We start from the raw sequence: 14,993 nt of genomic DNA on the forward strand, positions 1-14,993 counted from the left end.
GCATTGCTCTGAAGGATTTAGTCTTTGAAACGGCAACTGCAAACTTGCTTCACCGGGAAGTGATGTATATATTTCCCCCTCTGCCGCCGACGTGCAGTTCCTGTCAGGACTGTGAATCGTCATCAGAGCAAAGCAACACCGCGCTACCGCCCGAATGGCGAAACTGGTAGACGCATGGGACTTAAAATCCCCCGCTCGTAAGGGCGTGCCGGTTCGATTCCGGCTTCGGGCACCATGAATATCAAGGGCTTGCATGACATACCTCATGCAGGCCCTTTTTTGTGCTCAGACAAACGCCTGCCCGCTAAACCCTCTAGGTAAACGCTGAAGTCCAGCCATTGCAGTCAACCGCTCGATCCACTCCGAGCGCCAGTCAGACGCCGTGTGGGCAACCCTGGAATGGCGCGCCGCGCGCCGCGCCGCGTTGCGCTGGTTTTTCCGCGCATCCTTATAGGCATCGGTATTGCGGCAACTACGGCATTTCACTCGATTGAGTTCGCTGCTGGAGGAGAGGTTGGCGCCCTTGTGCCCGCAAGCCAGATGCCCGTCGACTTTGAAATGAATGACCATGAGACGTCTCCTTGGTGACGTGTAAAGGTTTTGACCTTTCACGACCAGGGGCGTTCTTTCATGCGCCAGCCGAATCGACGAACTATCTGAAGCGTGGCAGCGGCCGGTCGATCGGTTTGAGCGATGACAGGGTGCTTCGAATCAGCGGAGTATCCTTGTCGATATCGTTCAGCCGGTCGCGGATGCGCAGAGCGGTCGGGTGTCCGCCTTGATGATCGACCCAGTCGGCGATCTCTTTGCAGGCTGCCGCGAGACGCGCCTCCCGAGCCTCGAGCAAGGTCAGGAGAGTGGTGATGGACTCTTTTTCGGACATGGAACACCTCCGTTCATTAAATCCGCTCGGTGCCAGCAAAAAGCCCGCCAAGCACGAGCCTTCTGCCGTTGGGGGCGCTGCTCCTTCAGCTGGTTTGAGTATAGACCCGTAAATGACAGCTATCAGCCCGACGACTCGGGGGCGGTCACTCGCGAACTCGCTGCGTTGAGCCGATGGCATTCCTTGCGGGCGTCTTCTTCCTGATCGTAGCCATCGCCGATGAAACCGCCTGTTCGCGTATCGCAGATGCGATACCAGCCCAAGGCTTCGGCGGGTTCATGGAGGCTTTCTCCGGCGCGCCGGCCGTGGATGACAATCTTGTTGCAGCGCTTCACGACGAATATGTCTTCCATGGCTTCACCGCGGCTGATTCGTATCAGATCAACTATAGAAGCCCTGACCAATCGTGCAAAAAATAGGCAAGTCAGTTCGTCGGGTACAGTTGCCAGGCTGATCGGTGCCAGCGCAAGTGATGAGTTGGATTCAACGCCTCAAGGAAATCCTGATCATGGGAAACGGCGACAATGGTGCCTGGAAAAGTCTGCAACGCTCGTTCGAATGCTTCCACCGAAGGCAGATCCAGATGATTGGTCGGCTCATCCAGCAACAATAACTGCGCAGGATCCGTTCGCCACAAGGCCAGCGCCAATGCGGCCTTCAAGCGTTCTCCACCGCTCAATGAGGCGCAGGGCCCAGTGGCGCGGTTCGCATCCAGTTGCAAGTGGGCGAGATAGCTGCGCAGGGTGCCCTCGCTCAGCGCAGCTCCCTGCGTCATCAGCTGCTCGGTGATGGAGCGCTGATCGTCCAGTTGCGCCAATTGCTGATCCAGGAATGCGAAGGGCACATGTGTTGTGGCGATTCCCTCCAAGGGTGCCAGTTCCCCGGCAAGCACCTTCAGCAAGGTTGATTTGCCGCAGCCGTTTGGGCCGCTGACAGCGATCCGCATCGGGCCGTGGATCGCAAGATTGAGGGCATCGCCCGGCAGCCACGGCAATCGGGCCTCAATCAGCGTGCAGATCTGACGGTTGTTGGGCACGGCGCTCCCGGGCAAGTTAATCAGCACGCTGTCCTCGGGTTGCACCTTGGCGTAAGCGTCGCGCACTTGGGCATCCAGCTCGGACTTGCGGTCCTGATGTCCCTGACGGACACGTCCCATGATTTCCCGGGCGGCGCCCTTGATCGCGACGTATTCGAAACTGGCAATGTTGGCGGACTCGGCGTTACGGCGGGAGTTGGCGGCGTGACGCTGTATCGTGTCGTGCTCGCGGCGAAGTCGAATCCGCTCGCGCTGGCGTTCGCTTCTGGCCTGTTCAAGACGTGCTCGCGCTGCGGCTTGATGGATCCGTTGATGCTCGCGAAATGCCGTGTAATTGCCGCCGAATTCGACAGCCCCCGATGCGTTCAACTCGACGATTCGAGACATCCGGTCGAGCAGTTGCCGATCATGGCTGACGACGATCAAACCGGTTTGCCAGCGCTCCAGTGCACTCATCAGCCATTGCCGTCCCGATGCATCCAGATGGTTGGTCGGCTCATCGAGAATCAGCAGCGGAGCCCGGCTTAAAAACGCGCCAATCAGGGCAACGCGCGCTTGCTGGCCGCCACTCAGGTGCGCGGTCAAATCAGTAAAGGCGACGTTGCTCAGTCCGGCGTCATCGAGCAGGCGGCGCAAGCGGTCCGCCAGATCCCATTGTTCGCCAATGAGGTCGAAATCCTCGACTGAGCCGCAGCCCCGGTTCATTCGCTCCAGCGCCTGAAAAATCGCGGCGCTGCCGGTGGTCTCGGCGACCGTCTCGCCGGGTAGCGTGACAAAGGTTTGCGCCACGTAGGTCGTCGCCACGGCGCGCGTTACGCTGCCACTGGTGGGGCGCCAATGTCCGGCAATCAGGCGCGCCAATACGCTTTTGCCCACGCCGTTGCGCCCGACGATGGCAGTCGGGGTGTGATCGAATTTCAGATTGAGTGCAGTGAAAATCGTCTCGCCATTGGCGAACTGAAAACCCAGCTGGTTCAGGGAGACGAGTGCAGGCGTACGCGAGACGTGAGTCATCGGCACCTCCAAAAAATGTTGTGAACACTGACAAGCGCCATGAACGGCGTGTCGCGATTACATTTTTGAAGGCTTAGTTGTTCACTTCTGCGGTCGTCCTGGAAAGGTAGGAGGGCGTAGCCTAGTCGAGACAGCCGAAGGCTTCAAGTCGCGTCAGCCTGTTCGACCATCCGTTCAAGGAACAGCGCCAGCGCGACTTCTTCCTTGCGCAGGCCTTTGCGGATGCGTGGTTTAGGCAGTTCTGCCAGCGCTCCGAGCATGAAATGTTCGACCACCGCCGGGTGGATGTAGCATTTGCGACAGACCGCCGGCGTGTTGCCCAGCTGCCGCGCAACTCCCTTTACCATCTCGACTACATGTCGCTTGGCTTCGGCTTCGGATTCCCATTGCAGCTCCCGCAGAACCGCCAACGCCAGAGCGCTGCCGGCCCAGGTCCGGTAATCCTTGGCGGTGAAGTCCGCCCCGGTCAGGTTTTGCAGGTAGGCGTTGACGTCGGAAGAGCTGACGGTGTGCCGCTCGCCGTTTTCATCCAGATACTGAAACAGGTTCTGCCCCGGTATCTCAAGGCAGCGCTTGATGATTCGCGCCAGGCGCCGGTCCTTCACCGTGATCTGATGCTCGATACCGCTCTTGCCGCGAAACTGGAACAGGATCGCGCTGCCGTTGACCTCGACATGCCGGCTGCGCAGGGTCGTCAGGCCGTAAGAGCGATTGTCCCGCGCGTATTGCGTGTTGCCGACGCGGATCAGCGTGGCGTCGAGCAGCGTGATGACCGTTGCCATGACTTTATCGCGGCTGAAACCGGGCGAGGCCAGCAATGCCTCCAGCTGTTTGCGCAATTTGGGCAGCGCAAGACCGAATTCGCGCAGACGCGAATACTTGTCCGCATCACGCACTTCGCGCCAACGCGGGTGATAGCGATATTGCTTGCGTCCACGAGCGTCGCGACCGGTGGCTTGCAGATGGCCGCGCGGGTCGGCGCAGATCCATACGTCGGTGTAGGCGGGCGGAACGGCCAGCGAGTTGATGCGTTTGATCTCGTCAGAGTCGGTGATGCGCTGGCCTTCGGGGTTGAAATAGGCAAATTTTCCGCGCAGTTTTTTTCGGCTAATACCGGGCTGGGTGTCATCGACGTAATGCAGATCCGAAGGCAATACCTCGGTGAGCGCAGTATCGGGCATGGCGGATTTCCTTCGCGGCAGATCAGGCTGTTAAAGCCATTGACCGCACGCCATGACGGTCGTGCCCGCGGATTTACGCCAGCACCGCGACGGCCTTGATCTGGGCCCACAATGACTGGCCCGGATGCACGCCAAGCTGATCCCGCGAATAGCGAGTGATGCGCGCCAGCAGCGGTGTGCCCCCGGCATCAAGGCGAATGAGTACGTGCGCGGCGTTATCGGCCGGCTGTTCGCTGACGACCGTGACCGGCAGGCGATTGAGGATGCTGCTGAATTCGCTGTTTTGCAGGGTCAGGCTGATGTCGCGCGCATGTACCTTGCAACGCAGTCTCTGGCCCGTCGTCATCGGCGCGTGGGTCACGCGAATGTTCAGTGACGAGTCCGGCAGTTGCAGGGTGAGCAATTGATAGTCGGCATCGTAGCCACTGACCTGGCCTTCGATGATCACGCCGGCGTTACTGTCCATGGCCAGGGGTAGGTCGAGTCGCGCCAGGGTTTCGCCAATCGGGCCGCTGGCCAGCGCTTTGCCGTCGCTGAGCAGCACCAGATGGTCGGCGAGCCTGGCCACTTCGTCCTGCGCGTGGCTGACATACAGGACGGGGATTTCCAGTTCGTCGTGCAGGCGTTGCAGGTAGGGCAGGATTTCGCCTTTGCGCTGACTGTCGAGGGCGGCCAAAGGCTCATCCATCAGCAGCAGTTGGGGGCTGGTCAACAGCGCGCGGGCGATGCCGACACGCTGACGCTCACCGCCGGATAAGTTTTGCGGGTGACGATCGAGCAAGTGGCCGATCCCCAGCAGTTCGGTGGCTTGGGTCATGTCGACCCGGCGCTGCGCCTTGGGAATGCGCTTGAGGCCGAACTGCAGATTGGCCAGCACCGACAGATGCTCAAACAGGCTGGCTTCCTGAAACACATAGCCGAGCGCGCGTTTGTGCGGCGGCACGAAAATGCCTTTTTCGCTGTCCTGCCAGACTTCGCCATTGATGCGGATAAGCGCCTGCGGCGCGCGTTCGAGCCCGGCGATGCAGCGCAGGCATGTGGTCTTGCCCGAGCCGGACTGACCGAACAGCGCCGTCACGCCGCGACCGGGCAGTTGCAGGTCAACATCGAGGCTGAAGCGCGGCCAGGCCAGTTTCAGACGTGCATCAATCATCGATCAGCTCCAGCCCGCGCGGGTCTTGCGGCTGGAATACAGCGCCAGCAACACCAGAAATGAAAACACCAGCATCGCCCCGGCCAGCCAGTGCGCCTGCGCGTACTCCATGGCTTCGACGTGGTCGTAGATTTGTACGGAAACCACCCGGGTCTTGTCAGGAATATTCCCGCCGATCATCAGCACCACGCCGAATTCGCCGACGGTGTGGGCGAAGCCGAGGATTGCTGCAGTGATGAAGCCGGGGCGGGCGAGGGGAAGAATTACGCTGAAAAAGGTGTCCCAGGGATTGGAGCGCAAGGTTGCGGCCACTTCCAGTGGGCGGGTGCCGATCGCAGAGAAGGCGTTTTGCAACGGCTGCACCACGAACGGCATGGAATAGAGCACCGAACCGATCACCAGGCCGGTGAAGCTGAAGGTCAAGGTGCCAAGCCCCAGCCACTGGGTGAACTGGCCAATGAACCCGTTTGGGCCGAGCGCCAGCAACAGATAGAAACCGATCACCGTCGGTGGCAGCACCAGCGGCAACGCAACAATCGCGCCGATGGGGCCGCGCAGCCAGGAACGGCTGCGTGACAACCACAGGGCGATCGGCGTGCCGACGACCAGCAGGATCGCGGTGGTCAGAGACGCCAGTTTCAGGGTCAGCCAGATCGCCGCGAAATCGGCACTCGTCAGCGCCATTTACAGCTGGTAACCGTAGGACTTGATGACAGCAGCGGCTTTCGGGCCTTTGAGGTAATCAACCAGCGCCTTGGCAGCGGCGTTGTCTTTGCCTTTGTTGAGGATCACTGCGTCTTGCTTGATCGGGTCGTGCATGCTCGCCGGAACGATCCACGCCGAACCGCTGCTGACCTTGCCATCCTTGTAGATCTGCGACAGCGCGACGAAGCCCAGCTCGGCGTTGCCGGTGGATACGAACTGGTAGGCCTGGGTGATGTTCTGACCTTCGACGATCTTGGCTTTGGTGGCGTCGGTCAGTTTCAGCTTTTCCAGCACCTGAGTGGCGGCCAGACCATAAGGGGCGGCTTTCGGGTTGGCGATGGACAGGTGCTGGTACTGGTTTTTCTTCAGGACGTCGCCTTTGGCGTCGACGTAACCTTCCTTGGCCGACCACAGTGCCAGGGTGCCGATGGCGTAGGTGAAGCGCGAACCTTTGACGGTGTCGCCTTCTTTCTCGAGTTTTTCAGGGGTGGTGTCATCGGCCGAGAGGAACACTTCGAACGGTGCGCCGTTTTTGATCTGGGTATAGAACTGGCCGGTGGCGCCATACGCAGCGACCAGTTTGTGCCCGGTGTCTTTTTCGAAATCGGCGGCAATCGCCTGGATCGGTGCGGTGAAGTTGGCCGCGACAGCGACTTGCACTTCATCGGCCTGTGCCGCGCCGATGGCGAATAACGCGAGCAGGGCAGGGGCAAAACGTGAGGCACGATTGATCATGTAACGGCTCCGTGGGTGGCAAGTGCAGTGGGCAGTTGTTATTGGATGGGAAGACTGCGCCGATGCGAGGGGGTGAAACGCTATATATAGAAATATATAGCGAAATGCCGTCAAACGGGAAGCACTGGATTAAAACCGGGCGAGGGCGCCACGCTCCTCACCCGTTCAGGTTCATCACCGGGTCAGTTTTGCCAGAGCGCCTTCAGCCAGTTGCCGGGTCAATTCGGCGGTGCCGAGGTCTTTGCCGAGCGTGAAAGCCTGGCCGGCCCATAGGTTGCTGAATTCGGCTTCGCCCTTCGCGCGCAGCGGCATCAAGGCCCCACCCGCCAGCGGAAAGGCAGGAGCCTTGTCCGACATCGGGCCCAGCTCGCGCATCACCCGATTGAGAATCCCCCGCGCCGGGCGCCCGGTAAACAGATTGGTCACCGCCGTTTCGCTTTCCTTGGCGGTGCGCAAGGCCTTGTGGTGCGACGCACTGACTTTCGCTTCCGGAGTAAACAGATACGCCGTGCCGACCTGAACCGCCGAAGCACCGAGCAGGAACGCTGCCGCCACGCCGCGCGCATCGGCAATCGCACCGGCGGCAATCACCGGCACACTCACGGCGTCGACCACTTGCGGCACCAGGGCAAACGTACCGACCTGGCTGCTCAGGTCGTCGCTGAGAAACATCCCGCGATGGCCGCCGGCCTCGTAACCCATGGCGATGATCGCGTCGCAGCCGTTTTGCTCCAGCCAGATCGCTTCGTCGACGGTGGTTGCCGACGAGATGATTTTCGCGCCGGTCGCTTTCACCCGATCCAGCAAGGTTTTTTCCGGCAGGCCGAAGTGAAAACTCACCACTTCAGGGCGAAATTCTTCCAGCACTTCGCAGGCAGCCGCATCGAACGGCGCGCGGTTGGACACCGGCGTCGGTGCATCGAAGTCGACACCCAGTTCGCGATAGTAGGGTTCCAGCAGGTTTTTCCAGTCACGTGCCTTTTGCTCATCGGCGGCCGGCGGTTGATGGCAGAAGAAGTTGACGTTGAACGGTTTGTTCGTGCCCTGGCGAATGGTCTTCAGTTCTTCGCGCAGTTGCTCGATGGTCAGCATCGCGGCTGGCATTGAACCGAGCCCACCAGCGTTGCACGTCGCGATGACCATGGATGAGTTAGTGGCTCCGGCCATGGGGCCCTGGATGATCGGCAGTTCGATGCCGAACAGGTCAAGAATGCGGGTATCAGGCCATTGGCTCATGGAATAGCTTCTCCGACGACAAAACAGGGCAGGGACGGTAGCTGCTGGTTTTTTTAACGCAAAGCCAACCCCATGACCAGCACAGATTTGTAGCTTTTACAGCTGGCACCGGGTCGGCATTCGGGCCCGATTGGCTAAAGGTCGAGTGGGGCAAAATGTTGCGATGTGCTATTCCAGTGCCTCGACATCCTGAATTTCACCGGTAAGAGGCAGTCATGTTTAAAGGCATTGTGATCGATAAAGACGACAGCGGTTATCGCGCCAACCTGCAGGAAATCAGCGACGAGCAGTTACCGGAGGGCGATGTGACAGTGGATGTCGCTTACAGCACGCTGAACTTCAAGGACGGTCTGGCGATCACCGGCAGCAGCCCGGTGGTGCGCAAGTTTCCGATGGTGCCGGGGATTGATCTGGCGGGCACCGTCGAAGTCAGCTCACACCCGGACTACAAGGTTGGCGACGCGGTGCTGCTCAATGGCTGGGGCGTCGGTGAAAGCCACTGGGGTGGCCTGGCACAGAAAGCGCGATTGAACGGTGACTGGCTGATTCCGCTGCCCAAGGCATTCACCGCCGCGCAAGCCATGGCCATCGGCACCGCGGGCTATACGGCGATGCTGTGCATCATGGCACTGGAGCGCAACGGCGTGACACCGCAACAGGGCGAAGTGCTGGTGACCGGTGCCAACGGTGGCGTCGGCAGCTTTGCCATCGCATTGCTGAGCAAGCTGGGCTACCGCGTGGTCGCTTCGACCGGTCGGGTGTCGGAGCACGAATACCTGAAACAACTGGGCGCTGGCGAAATCATTGATCGCGCCACCCTGTCCGAGCCCGGCAAGCCGCTGGCCAAGGAGCGCTGGGCGGGCGTTATCGATTCGGTCGGCAGCCACACGCTCGCCAATGCCTGCGCCAGCACCCAGGCCGAAGGCACCGTGGCCGCGTGCGGTCTGGCGCAGGGCATGGACTTTCCCGCCTCGGTCGCGCCGTTCATTTTGCGAGGCGTGACGCTGGCCGGGATCAACAGCGTGACCCAGCCCAAGGCCCGCCGCATCGAGGCTTGGGATCGCTTGGCGAAGGATCTGGATTTTGCCCTGCTGCCGCTGATCAGCCATGAAATCGGCCTCGGCGAAGCTATCGACGCGGCACCGAAGTTGCTGGCGGGGCAGCTCCGGGGGCGGGTCGTGGTGGATGTGAATCGCTGATCACTGTCGGGTTTTGTCTTCGCGCTCGAGCAATTCTCGCTTGCGCTCCACGCCCCAGCGGTAGCCCGACAGATTGCCGTCGCTGCGCACCACGCGGTGGCACGGAATGGCCACCGCGAGACTGTTGGCGCCACAAGCCTGGGCCACTGCGCGTACGGCTTTTGGCGAGCCTATACGCAGGGCGATGTCTGCGTAGCTGGCGGTGCTGCCGACCGGTATTTCCCGTAGCGCCTGCCACACCCGTTCCTGAAACGCCGTGCCGCGCACATCCAGCGGCAAATCCAGCCCTATGGCCGGCGTTTCAATGAACCCGACGACGCGCGCGATCAGTTGTTCGAACTCCGCATCGGCGCCGATCAGGTTGGCCCGGCGAAACTGGTCCTGCAGGTCGCACACCAACTGGTGCGGATCGTCCCCCAGCAGGATCGCGCAGATTCCGCGCTCGCTCTGCGCCACCAGAATGGCGCCGAGCGAGCACTGGCCGACGGCGAAGCGGATGTCGTTGTTCTGGCCGGCGGCCCGGAAGTCGCCGGGTTTCATGCCCAGCACCTGATCGGCCGCCTCGTAGAACCGGCTATTGGAATTGAAGCCGGCGTCATACAACGCCTCGGTCACCGATCCGCCGTCCGCCAGACGCTGGCGAACCCGGCGCGAGCGATGCGCGGCGGCGTAGCCTTTGGGCGTAAGCCCCGTTGCGGCTTTGAAGACCCGGTGAAAATGGAAGGCACTCAGGCCGGCGGTCTCGGCGAGATCGTTGAGCGCCGGCAGGCTGTCCGACGCTTCGATCTGGCGACAGGCTGCCGCAACGGTAGCGGCGTGCTGCGCTGCGACTTCGGTCTGATCCTTGCTCACTCGTCTGCTTGGGCGATAGCCCGCGGCTTCGGCTTCTTCGGCGGTGTCGAAGAACTCGACGTTCTGCGGTTTCGGCAATCGCGCCAGGCTGCTGGGGCGGCAATAGATGCCGGTGGTTTTCACGGCGTAGACAAACTGGCCGTCCGCCCGAGGGTCGCGTGCCACGACAGCGGCCCAGCGTGGATCGTCTTCAGTGTTCAGCGAGGTGGAAAGCGTTTTCATGATGGAGAGTCCGTTGACCTGTTGAATGTCAGGTTAACCAGTGCCACCGGCCGGCACACTCCGACCCTTGCGGTCAAACTTTGCAGGATTATCCAGCGGTGCGAAACGTGAGGTTGAAACGCTGTTCGCCAAGGCGCGGGTGGCGGCCAGGCTTGATCGGCAGGATGCCGTGATAGCGCAGTCGGTCGACACCGCCCCAGATCACCATGTCGCCGTGCAGCAGCGAGATTTTCTGGCTCCTGTCACCTCGCGCGAAACCGCCGAACAGGAACGTTGCCGGCAAGCCCAACGACAGCGAAACGATCGGCGCTTCGTAGGCATTTTCGTCCTTGTCCTGATGTAACGACATTTTTGCGCCTGGGACATAACGATTGATCAGGCAGGAATCCGGCATGAAGTCGGCAAATCCGGCGCGTTTCGCTGCTGCCTGGGCCAGTTCGCGAAACACCTCGGGCATCGCTGGCCAGGGTTGATGGCTCACGGGATCTTCGGATGAATAGCGGTAGCCGCTTCGATCGGTGATCCAGCCCAGTGCCCCGCAACTGCTGGTGGCCACCGACATGCTGAAGCCCCCGGGCGTCATCATGTGGCGCAACGGGGCGCAGGCGATGATCGATTCCAGGGCCGGCAATAGCTGCTCGATTTGCGGCAGGGCAAAACCGCGCAGAACCCAGGATTGCTCGCCGATCTGTTCGGCGCGCCGAGGTTGTTCGGATTCTGTGTCGGCGAACAGGTCGAAGGTGGTTTGCATGATCGTCAGGTCGCGTCGTGGAAAATGATGCCCAGAGTATGCCGTGTTCCGCTGTGCAGTCGGCTGACGCCGTGGCGCATGGTCACCCGATAGTCACCGCGCACACCTTTGACCGGTCGCTGATTGACGGCAAAGATCAGCGCGTCGCCTTTTCTCAGGTCCATCACGAGTGGGCGCGACTGCATTCTCGGACGTTGCTCGGTCATGACGAACTCGCCACCGGTGAAATCAGCCCCGGGTGCTGACAGAAGAATCGCCACTTGCAGCGGAAAGACATGTTTACCGTACAGATCCTGATGCAGACAGTTGTAGTCCTGCGGACCGTATTGCAGCAAGAGCGGGGTAGGCCGCAGTTGACCGGCGGCATGGCAGCGCTCGAGAAACTCGCTGTGTCGCTCTGGAAAACGTTCCGGCAGACCCATTCGCTTATGCCAGCGGTTGGCCAGAGGCACGAGCCGTGGGTAAAGCGCGCTGCGCAGGCGTTCCACCACGGGAGGAAGCGGATAGCGCAGGTATTTGTATTCGCCGCGCCCAAAGCCGTGGCGGGACATGATCACTTGTGACCGAAACGGTTCGCTGTGCGGGTAAAGCGCACTCAACCGATCGCAGGTCTGCGGACGCAGCAGCGTGCGGATGACGGCGCAACCGTCGTGATCCAGTTGCTGCTCCAGGGCAATCCAGTCGAGCGCTTCGAGCGGGGAGGCGGGTGAGGGTGACATGCTGATTCCTTGGCTCACATTCAGGTATCAGTCTGAGCCGTTCACCCGGCTGGAACACTCCGTCGCTTGCGGTCGAATTGTCACCCGGTTCTTACAGGGCCTTGCTGACGCTGATGTCGCTGATCACATCGTTGCTCTGGCCGTGCAGAGCATCCAGTGCTGCCTTGGCTTCTTCCGGCGTGCCGTTTTCCAGTTGGGCGAACTCGAAGCGGCGCTCACCGTTGAGTTTGTACTTGATCACGTATTTGGTCGTTTGGGCCACGTTGATGCTTACCTGTCTGCGTTGGCGGAATCGCTCAGCTGAGTTTGGAGCTCGAGCGGCGAATGATCTTGATCGAGTTTGTCAGCGTCGGCTTGCGGGTCACGCTGATCGCCCGGCGGCTGACGGTGTCGATGGTGATGTTCCAGAAACCGGTGCTTGGGGCCGTGATGCGGGCCGGGAACGTGTCGAAAGCACCGCCGTGATAGGTGTGGCGGCCGCCATTCTTGAAGCTGCGGAAGTTGGCGTCGTTCATTAAACGGATATTGCAGGTTTGCGAGCATTGAATGACGACGATGTCGTCTTCGTTGAGGTGCTCGCGCTGGTGAATGAATTTCATGGGCGCCTCCAGAAGGGCTTTTTCTACAAAATCAAAACGATAGCATTGTCGATTGGCGCAGTTTATCAGCCCGGACGGGTTATTATCCGGCCGTCGGGCGCCGCTTTGACAATTAAAAACAGATATTCACGTTTCATGTGGGTTTAATACAGCAGGCCTCGGAGAAAAACGGCATACATGCTGTCGGAAGGTCTTTATTGGAGGTTTTGTATGAAGTGGGGTGTGGTGATTCTGCCATTGGCATTGGCAATGGGTGGTTGCGCAAGCGTTTCGGAAATCAATGAAACCCTGCCGACCATGAACGTCATTTCCGGCAAGAAACCCCATGAATATGCTCAGTGCCTGGCCGAAAAGCTGTCCAGCAGCCGGGGCGCCTTGCAGGTGGAGCGGCACAAGGATGAAGTCAGAGTGATCGTTCCGGGCAAGCTGGGGTCAGGCCCGGCTGCGGTGTTCGACATCGAGGATCGCTCGGGTGGCAGCAGTATCAAGTTGCATGAGCGGATGTCCAATGTACCGCTGCGCCCCTGGGATGTGCGCAAAGCCGCCACGGCCTGCATCTCCGGCTGATAGACTGTCGGCCGTCAGCATTTGATGCCGTCACAGCGTTGCTGAGGCGGCATTCTCATTTCTGGAGAAGTGAATGAAGAGAGAGCAGGTGCGGGAGCGACACAAGGAAGGGCTCATTGCGGCGACCCATGTGATCCAGAACCCGGCGAATCCGGGGGAGTGGATCGTGTTTTTCAAGAAAAGCGCCGGTCGCAGTTACTTCCTGGTCGACGATAACGACGAAGTCGAATCCTTCAACCGGCTCGACGACCTGATCGAGGTCGTGCGCGGGTTGGGGATCAAGTTCGCCGAAATTCACATGTAAGGCTATTTACACACAACCACCACGCTGCGGTTTTTGTAGTTGCCGACGTCGACGCCCAGCGTCTTGTCGCTTTCCTTGGGTGCTGGTGTGCCGTCGGTGCCGACGATGCGATAGCCGGTCCCGGCACAGGACGCATCAGCCTTTTCATAACAGCTGGCCCAGGAATTGGCTTCACCGGAGCAGTCGATGCTCAAGCCTTGTTCGCCGTTGTTAAGGTAGGTGGTCTGCGAAGTAGCGCAGCCGGCCAGGGCTGCGAGCGCAATCAGGGGCAGGCAGTTGATGAAATGGCTTTTTTTCATGGCAGTGTCGTCTTCGAGGAGGAGGGGGCTAGACGCTATGACAGCGCAGGCAGGAAAAGGTTATAGCGTTTGGCCACTTCTTTGTGCGCAGCCCAAAAAAAGCCCTGCGTGAAGGCAGGGCCGGGGTTTGTCGTCGCCGATCAGTCTTGATCCTTGCCGCGACGTTTTGGTGCTGCAGGCGTGTAATCGAGCACCGCGGCTACTTCAATCGCCATCGCTTCAGTGGGCAAAGGCCCGGACACATCTTCGCCGTTGGCGGCAGTGATATGCCACTGGCCATCTTTCGCCTTGGCGACGGTGTATCCGTTGATGATTTTTGCTGCAGACATCTAGCGGCCTCGTTGGCTGGTTCAAAGGCCCCATGATAACGGTAAATCGGCAATTGGGCGCAGGTCGATGCGGCGTACCGAGATCTTTGGGCTAAGCTGATTGCGCAGCCTCTGTATGCGGATTGAACTATCCGCCAGATTATTTCTCTATGTTGACATCGGTTAGCCAGCGCGGGGCATTGTAAGGTGCACGCCGCCTGATTAGACTGCGCCGAAACTCGTACACACAGCCCTTTCAAGGACTTATATGATCAAGAAATGCTTGTTCCCAGCAGCCGGTTACGGTACTCGCTTCCTCCCAGCGACGAAGGCCATGCCCAAAGAAATGCTGCCGGTGGTAAACAAGCCACTGATCCAGTACGGCGTCGAAGAAGCTCTGGATGCTGGCCTGAACGAAATTTCCATCGTGACCGGCCGTGGCAAGCGCGCCCTGGAAGACCACTTCGACATCAGCTATGAGCTGGAAAACCAGATCAAGGGCACCGACAAGGAAAAATACCTGGTCGGCATCCGCAAGCTGTTGGACGAGTGTTCCTTTTCCTACACCCGTCAGACCGAAATGAAAGGCCTGGGTCACGCAATCTTGACCGGCCGCCCACTGATCGGTGATGAGCCGTTCGCCGTGGTGTTGGCGGACGACCTGTGCGTCAACCTCGATGGCGACGGCGTACTGACCCAGATGGTCAAGCTGTACAAGCAGTTCCGCTGCTCGATCATCGCCATTCAGGAAGTCGACCCGCAAGAAACCAGCAAGTACGGCGTGATCGCTGGCGAAATGATCCGCGACGACATCTACCGCGTACACAGCATGGTCGAGAAGCCAAAGCCGGAAGACGCGCCGTCGAACCTGGCGATCATCGGCCGTTACATCCTGACCCCGGACATCTTCGACCTGATCGAACAGACCGAGCCAGGCAAGGGTGGTGAAATCCAGATCACCGACGCCTTGATGAAACAAGCCCAGAACGGCTGCGTGATGGCCTACAAGTTCAAGGGCAAGCGTTTCGACTGCGGTGGTGCTGAAGGCTACATCGAGGCGACCAACTTCTGCTTCGAGAACTTCTACAAGACTGGCAAGGCTTACTGATAGCGCCTTATCTGCTTGCACGAAAAAGCCACCTTCGGGTGGCTTTTTCATTTTCCGCCCCTATATCGGCAGGAGTGCTTGCCCAACGGGCGACGACGGGTATGCTGATCGCCTGCCGAGGA

Annotated in this window: 20 protein-coding genes and 1 tRNA gene; 5 read left to right on the forward strand and 16 right to left on the reverse strand. The window is 60.0% G+C overall.

Translation table 11 applies throughout. From position 1 onward, the window contains the following. Positions 1–148: 148 nt before the first annotated feature. Positions 149–235 (forward strand) — tRNA-Leu (locus AWU82_RS06485). 50 nt (positions 236–285) lie between these two features. Here AWU82_RS06485 and AWU82_RS06490 read toward each other — a convergent pair. From AWU82_RS06490 to AWU82_RS06530, 9 genes are all read right to left on the reverse strand, one after another. Next, positions 286–570: a hypothetical protein gene (locus AWU82_RS06490; protein ID WP_064381373.1), complete on the reverse strand. Its 285-nt coding sequence runs from the start codon at positions 568–570 to the stop codon at positions 286–288. 82 nt (positions 571–652) lie between these two features. Further along, positions 653–883, reverse strand: a complete 231-nt coding sequence (locus AWU82_RS06495; RefSeq protein ID WP_039768768.1) for a hypothetical protein — start codon at positions 881–883, stop codon at positions 653–655. A gap of 122 nt (positions 884–1,005) precedes the next feature. Continuing rightward, entirely contained in the window at positions 1,006–1,236 is a 231-nt protein-coding gene (locus AWU82_RS06500) for a hypothetical protein (RefSeq protein WP_084776956.1), read from the reverse strand. 71 nt (positions 1,237–1,307) lie between these two features. Further along, on the reverse strand, positions 1,308–2,933 hold the full coding sequence (locus AWU82_RS06505) for an ABC-F family ATP-binding cassette domain-containing protein (protein ID WP_064381377.1): 1,626 nt from the start codon (positions 2,931–2,933) through the stop codon (positions 1,308–1,310). Positions 2,934–3,076: 143 nt separating this feature from the next. Next, positions 3,077–4,114, reverse strand: a complete 1,038-nt coding sequence (locus AWU82_RS06510) for a DNA topoisomerase IB (protein WP_064381380.1) — start codon at positions 4,112–4,114, stop codon at positions 3,077–3,079. 73 nt (positions 4,115–4,187) lie between these two features. Beyond that, positions 4,188–5,267 (reverse strand): molybdenum ABC transporter ATP-binding protein, encoded by a 1,080-nt coding sequence (gene modC, locus AWU82_RS06515; protein WP_064381382.1) that lies wholly within the window; start codon positions 5,265–5,267, stop codon positions 4,188–4,190. A 3-nt stretch (positions 5,268–5,270) separates the two neighbouring features. Continuing rightward, the gene (gene modB / locus AWU82_RS06520; protein ID WP_064381383.1) at positions 5,271–5,951 is read right to left on the reverse strand and encodes a molybdate ABC transporter permease subunit; all 681 of its coding nucleotides are present in this window, start codon (positions 5,949–5,951) and stop codon (positions 5,271–5,273) included. Continuing rightward, entirely contained in the window at positions 5,952–6,707 is a 756-nt protein-coding gene (gene modA / locus AWU82_RS06525) for a molybdate ABC transporter substrate-binding protein (RefSeq protein WP_064381385.1), read from the reverse strand. Between the two features lie 174 nt (positions 6,708–6,881). Next, complete coding sequence (locus tag AWU82_RS06530; protein WP_064381387.1) at positions 6,882–7,943, reverse strand: NAD(P)H-dependent flavin oxidoreductase; 1,062 nt, start codon at positions 7,941–7,943, stop codon at positions 6,882–6,884. A gap of 215 nt (positions 7,944–8,158) precedes the next feature. On the opposite strand from AWU82_RS06530, the gene acuI reads away from it, so the two are divergent. Then, positions 8,159–9,142, forward strand: a complete 984-nt coding sequence (acuI, locus tag AWU82_RS06535) for an acrylyl-CoA reductase (NADPH) (protein ID WP_064381390.1) — start codon at positions 8,159–8,161, stop codon at positions 9,140–9,142. On the opposite strand, the gene ada is transcribed toward acuI, so the two are convergent. From ada to AWU82_RS06560, 5 genes are all read right to left on the reverse strand, one after another. Beyond that, positions 9,143–10,216 (reverse strand): bifunctional DNA-binding transcriptional regulator/O6-methylguanine-DNA methyltransferase Ada, encoded by a 1,074-nt coding sequence (gene ada / locus AWU82_RS06540; protein ID WP_064381392.1) that lies wholly within the window; start codon positions 10,214–10,216, stop codon positions 9,143–9,145. 88 nt (positions 10,217–10,304) lie between these two features. Beyond that, positions 10,305–10,967 (reverse strand): DNA oxidative demethylase AlkB, encoded by a 663-nt coding sequence (gene alkB, locus AWU82_RS06545; protein WP_064381394.1) that lies wholly within the window; start codon positions 10,965–10,967, stop codon positions 10,305–10,307. 5 nt (positions 10,968–10,972) lie between these two features. Further along, positions 10,973–11,686, reverse strand: coding sequence for a 2OG-Fe(II) oxygenase (locus tag AWU82_RS06550; RefSeq protein WP_064381396.1), 714 nt, complete (start codon positions 11,684–11,686; stop codon positions 10,973–10,975). Positions 11,687–11,777: 91 nt separating this feature from the next. Next, positions 11,778–11,948: a hypothetical protein gene (locus AWU82_RS06555; RefSeq protein ID WP_170928922.1), complete on the reverse strand. Its 171-nt coding sequence runs from the start codon at positions 11,946–11,948 to the stop codon at positions 11,778–11,780. 34 nt (positions 11,949–11,982) lie between these two features. Continuing rightward, positions 11,983–12,285: a DUF1883 domain-containing protein gene (locus AWU82_RS06560; protein WP_064381399.1), complete on the reverse strand. Its 303-nt coding sequence runs from the start codon at positions 12,283–12,285 to the stop codon at positions 11,983–11,985. Between the two features lie 210 nt (positions 12,286–12,495). On the opposite strand from AWU82_RS06560, the gene AWU82_RS06565 reads away from it, so the two are divergent. Both AWU82_RS06565 and AWU82_RS06570 read left to right on the forward strand, forming a co-directional pair. Continuing rightward, the gene (locus AWU82_RS06565; RefSeq protein ID WP_064381402.1) at positions 12,496–12,852 is read left to right on the forward strand and encodes a hypothetical protein; all 357 of its coding nucleotides are present in this window, start codon (positions 12,496–12,498) and stop codon (positions 12,850–12,852) included. A 73-nt stretch (positions 12,853–12,925) separates the two neighbouring features. After that, positions 12,926–13,156 carry a hypothetical protein gene (locus tag AWU82_RS06570; RefSeq protein ID WP_011334337.1) on the forward strand — a complete coding sequence of 77 codons (231 nt, stop codon included), beginning with the start codon at positions 12,926–12,928 and terminating at the stop codon, positions 13,154–13,156. Between the two features lie 2 nt (positions 13,157–13,158). On the opposite strand, the gene AWU82_RS06575 is transcribed toward AWU82_RS06570, so the two are convergent. Continuing rightward, a complete protein-coding gene (locus AWU82_RS06575) occupies positions 13,159–13,455 on the reverse strand; it encodes a hypothetical protein (protein ID WP_064381403.1) in 297 nt (98 codons plus the stop codon). 140 nt (positions 13,456–13,595) lie between these two features. Next, positions 13,596–13,784, reverse strand: a complete 189-nt coding sequence (locus AWU82_RS06580) for a hypothetical protein (RefSeq protein WP_041475286.1) — start codon at positions 13,782–13,784, stop codon at positions 13,596–13,598. Positions 13,785–14,031: 247 nt separating this feature from the next. On the opposite strand from AWU82_RS06580, the gene galU reads away from it, so the two are divergent. Further along, a complete protein-coding gene (galU, locus tag AWU82_RS06585) occupies positions 14,032–14,871 on the forward strand; it encodes a UTP--glucose-1-phosphate uridylyltransferase GalU (protein ID WP_039768735.1) in 840 nt (279 codons plus the stop codon). Positions 14,872–14,993 lie beyond the last annotated feature (122 nt).

Source organism: Pseudomonas glycinae, from assembly GCF_001594225.2.
Taxonomy (GTDB): Bacteria; Pseudomonadota; Gammaproteobacteria; order Pseudomonadales; family Pseudomonadaceae; genus Aquipseudomonas; species Aquipseudomonas glycinae.

Coding starts and splice junctions, on each gene's coding strand:
- galU (WP_039768735.1), top strand. CDS start 14,032: ATGATCAAGAAATGCTTGTTCCCAGCAGCCGGTTACGGTACTCGCTTC.
- modA (WP_064381385.1), bottom strand. CDS start 6,707: ATGATCAATCGTGCCTCACGTTTTGCCCCTGCCCTGCTCGCGTTATTC.
- AWU82_RS06510 (WP_064381380.1), bottom strand. CDS start 4,114: ATGCCCGATACTGCGCTCACCGAGGTATTGCCTTCGGATCTGCATTAC.
- acuI (WP_064381390.1), top strand. CDS start 8,159: ATGTTTAAAGGCATTGTGATCGATAAAGACGACAGCGGTTATCGCGCC.
- ada (WP_064381392.1), bottom strand. CDS start 10,216: ATGAAAACGCTTTCCACCTCGCTGAACACTGAAGACGATCCACGCTGG.
- alkB (WP_064381394.1), bottom strand. CDS start 10,967: ATGCAAACCACCTTCGACCTGTTCGCCGACACAGAATCCGAACAACCT.
- AWU82_RS06550 (WP_064381396.1), bottom strand. CDS start 11,686: ATGTCACCCTCACCCGCCTCCCCGCTCGAAGCGCTCGACTGGATTGCC.
- AWU82_RS06490 (WP_064381373.1), bottom strand. CDS start 570: ATGGTCATTCATTTCAAAGTCGACGGGCATCTGGCTTGCGGGCACAAG.
- modC (WP_064381382.1), bottom strand. CDS start 5,267: ATGATTGATGCACGTCTGAAACTGGCCTGGCCGCGCTTCAGCCTCGAT.
- AWU82_RS06495 (WP_039768768.1), bottom strand. CDS start 883: ATGTCCGAAAAAGAGTCCATCACCACTCTCCTGACCTTGCTCGAGGCT.
- AWU82_RS06530 (WP_064381387.1), bottom strand. CDS start 7,943: ATGAGCCAATGGCCTGATACCCGCATTCTTGACCTGTTCGGCATCGAA.
- modB (WP_064381383.1), bottom strand. CDS start 5,951: ATGGCGCTGACGAGTGCCGATTTCGCGGCGATCTGGCTGACCCTGAAA.
- AWU82_RS06570 (WP_011334337.1), top strand. CDS start 12,926: ATGAAGAGAGAGCAGGTGCGGGAGCGACACAAGGAAGGGCTCATTGCG.
- AWU82_RS06505 (WP_064381377.1), bottom strand. CDS start 2,933: ATGACTCACGTCTCGCGTACGCCTGCACTCGTCTCCCTGAACCAGCTG.
- AWU82_RS06575 (WP_064381403.1), bottom strand. CDS start 13,455: ATGAAAAAAAGCCATTTCATCAACTGCCTGCCCCTGATTGCGCTCGCA.
- AWU82_RS06560 (WP_064381399.1), bottom strand. CDS start 12,285: ATGAAATTCATTCACCAGCGCGAGCACCTCAACGAAGACGACATCGTC.
- AWU82_RS06580 (WP_041475286.1), bottom strand. CDS start 13,784: ATGTCTGCAGCAAAAATCATCAACGGATACACCGTCGCCAAGGCGAAA.
- AWU82_RS06500 (WP_084776956.1), bottom strand. CDS start 1,236: ATGGAAGACATATTCGTCGTGAAGCGCTGCAACAAGATTGTCATCCAC.
- AWU82_RS06565 (WP_064381402.1), top strand. CDS start 12,496: ATGAAGTGGGGTGTGGTGATTCTGCCATTGGCATTGGCAATGGGTGGT.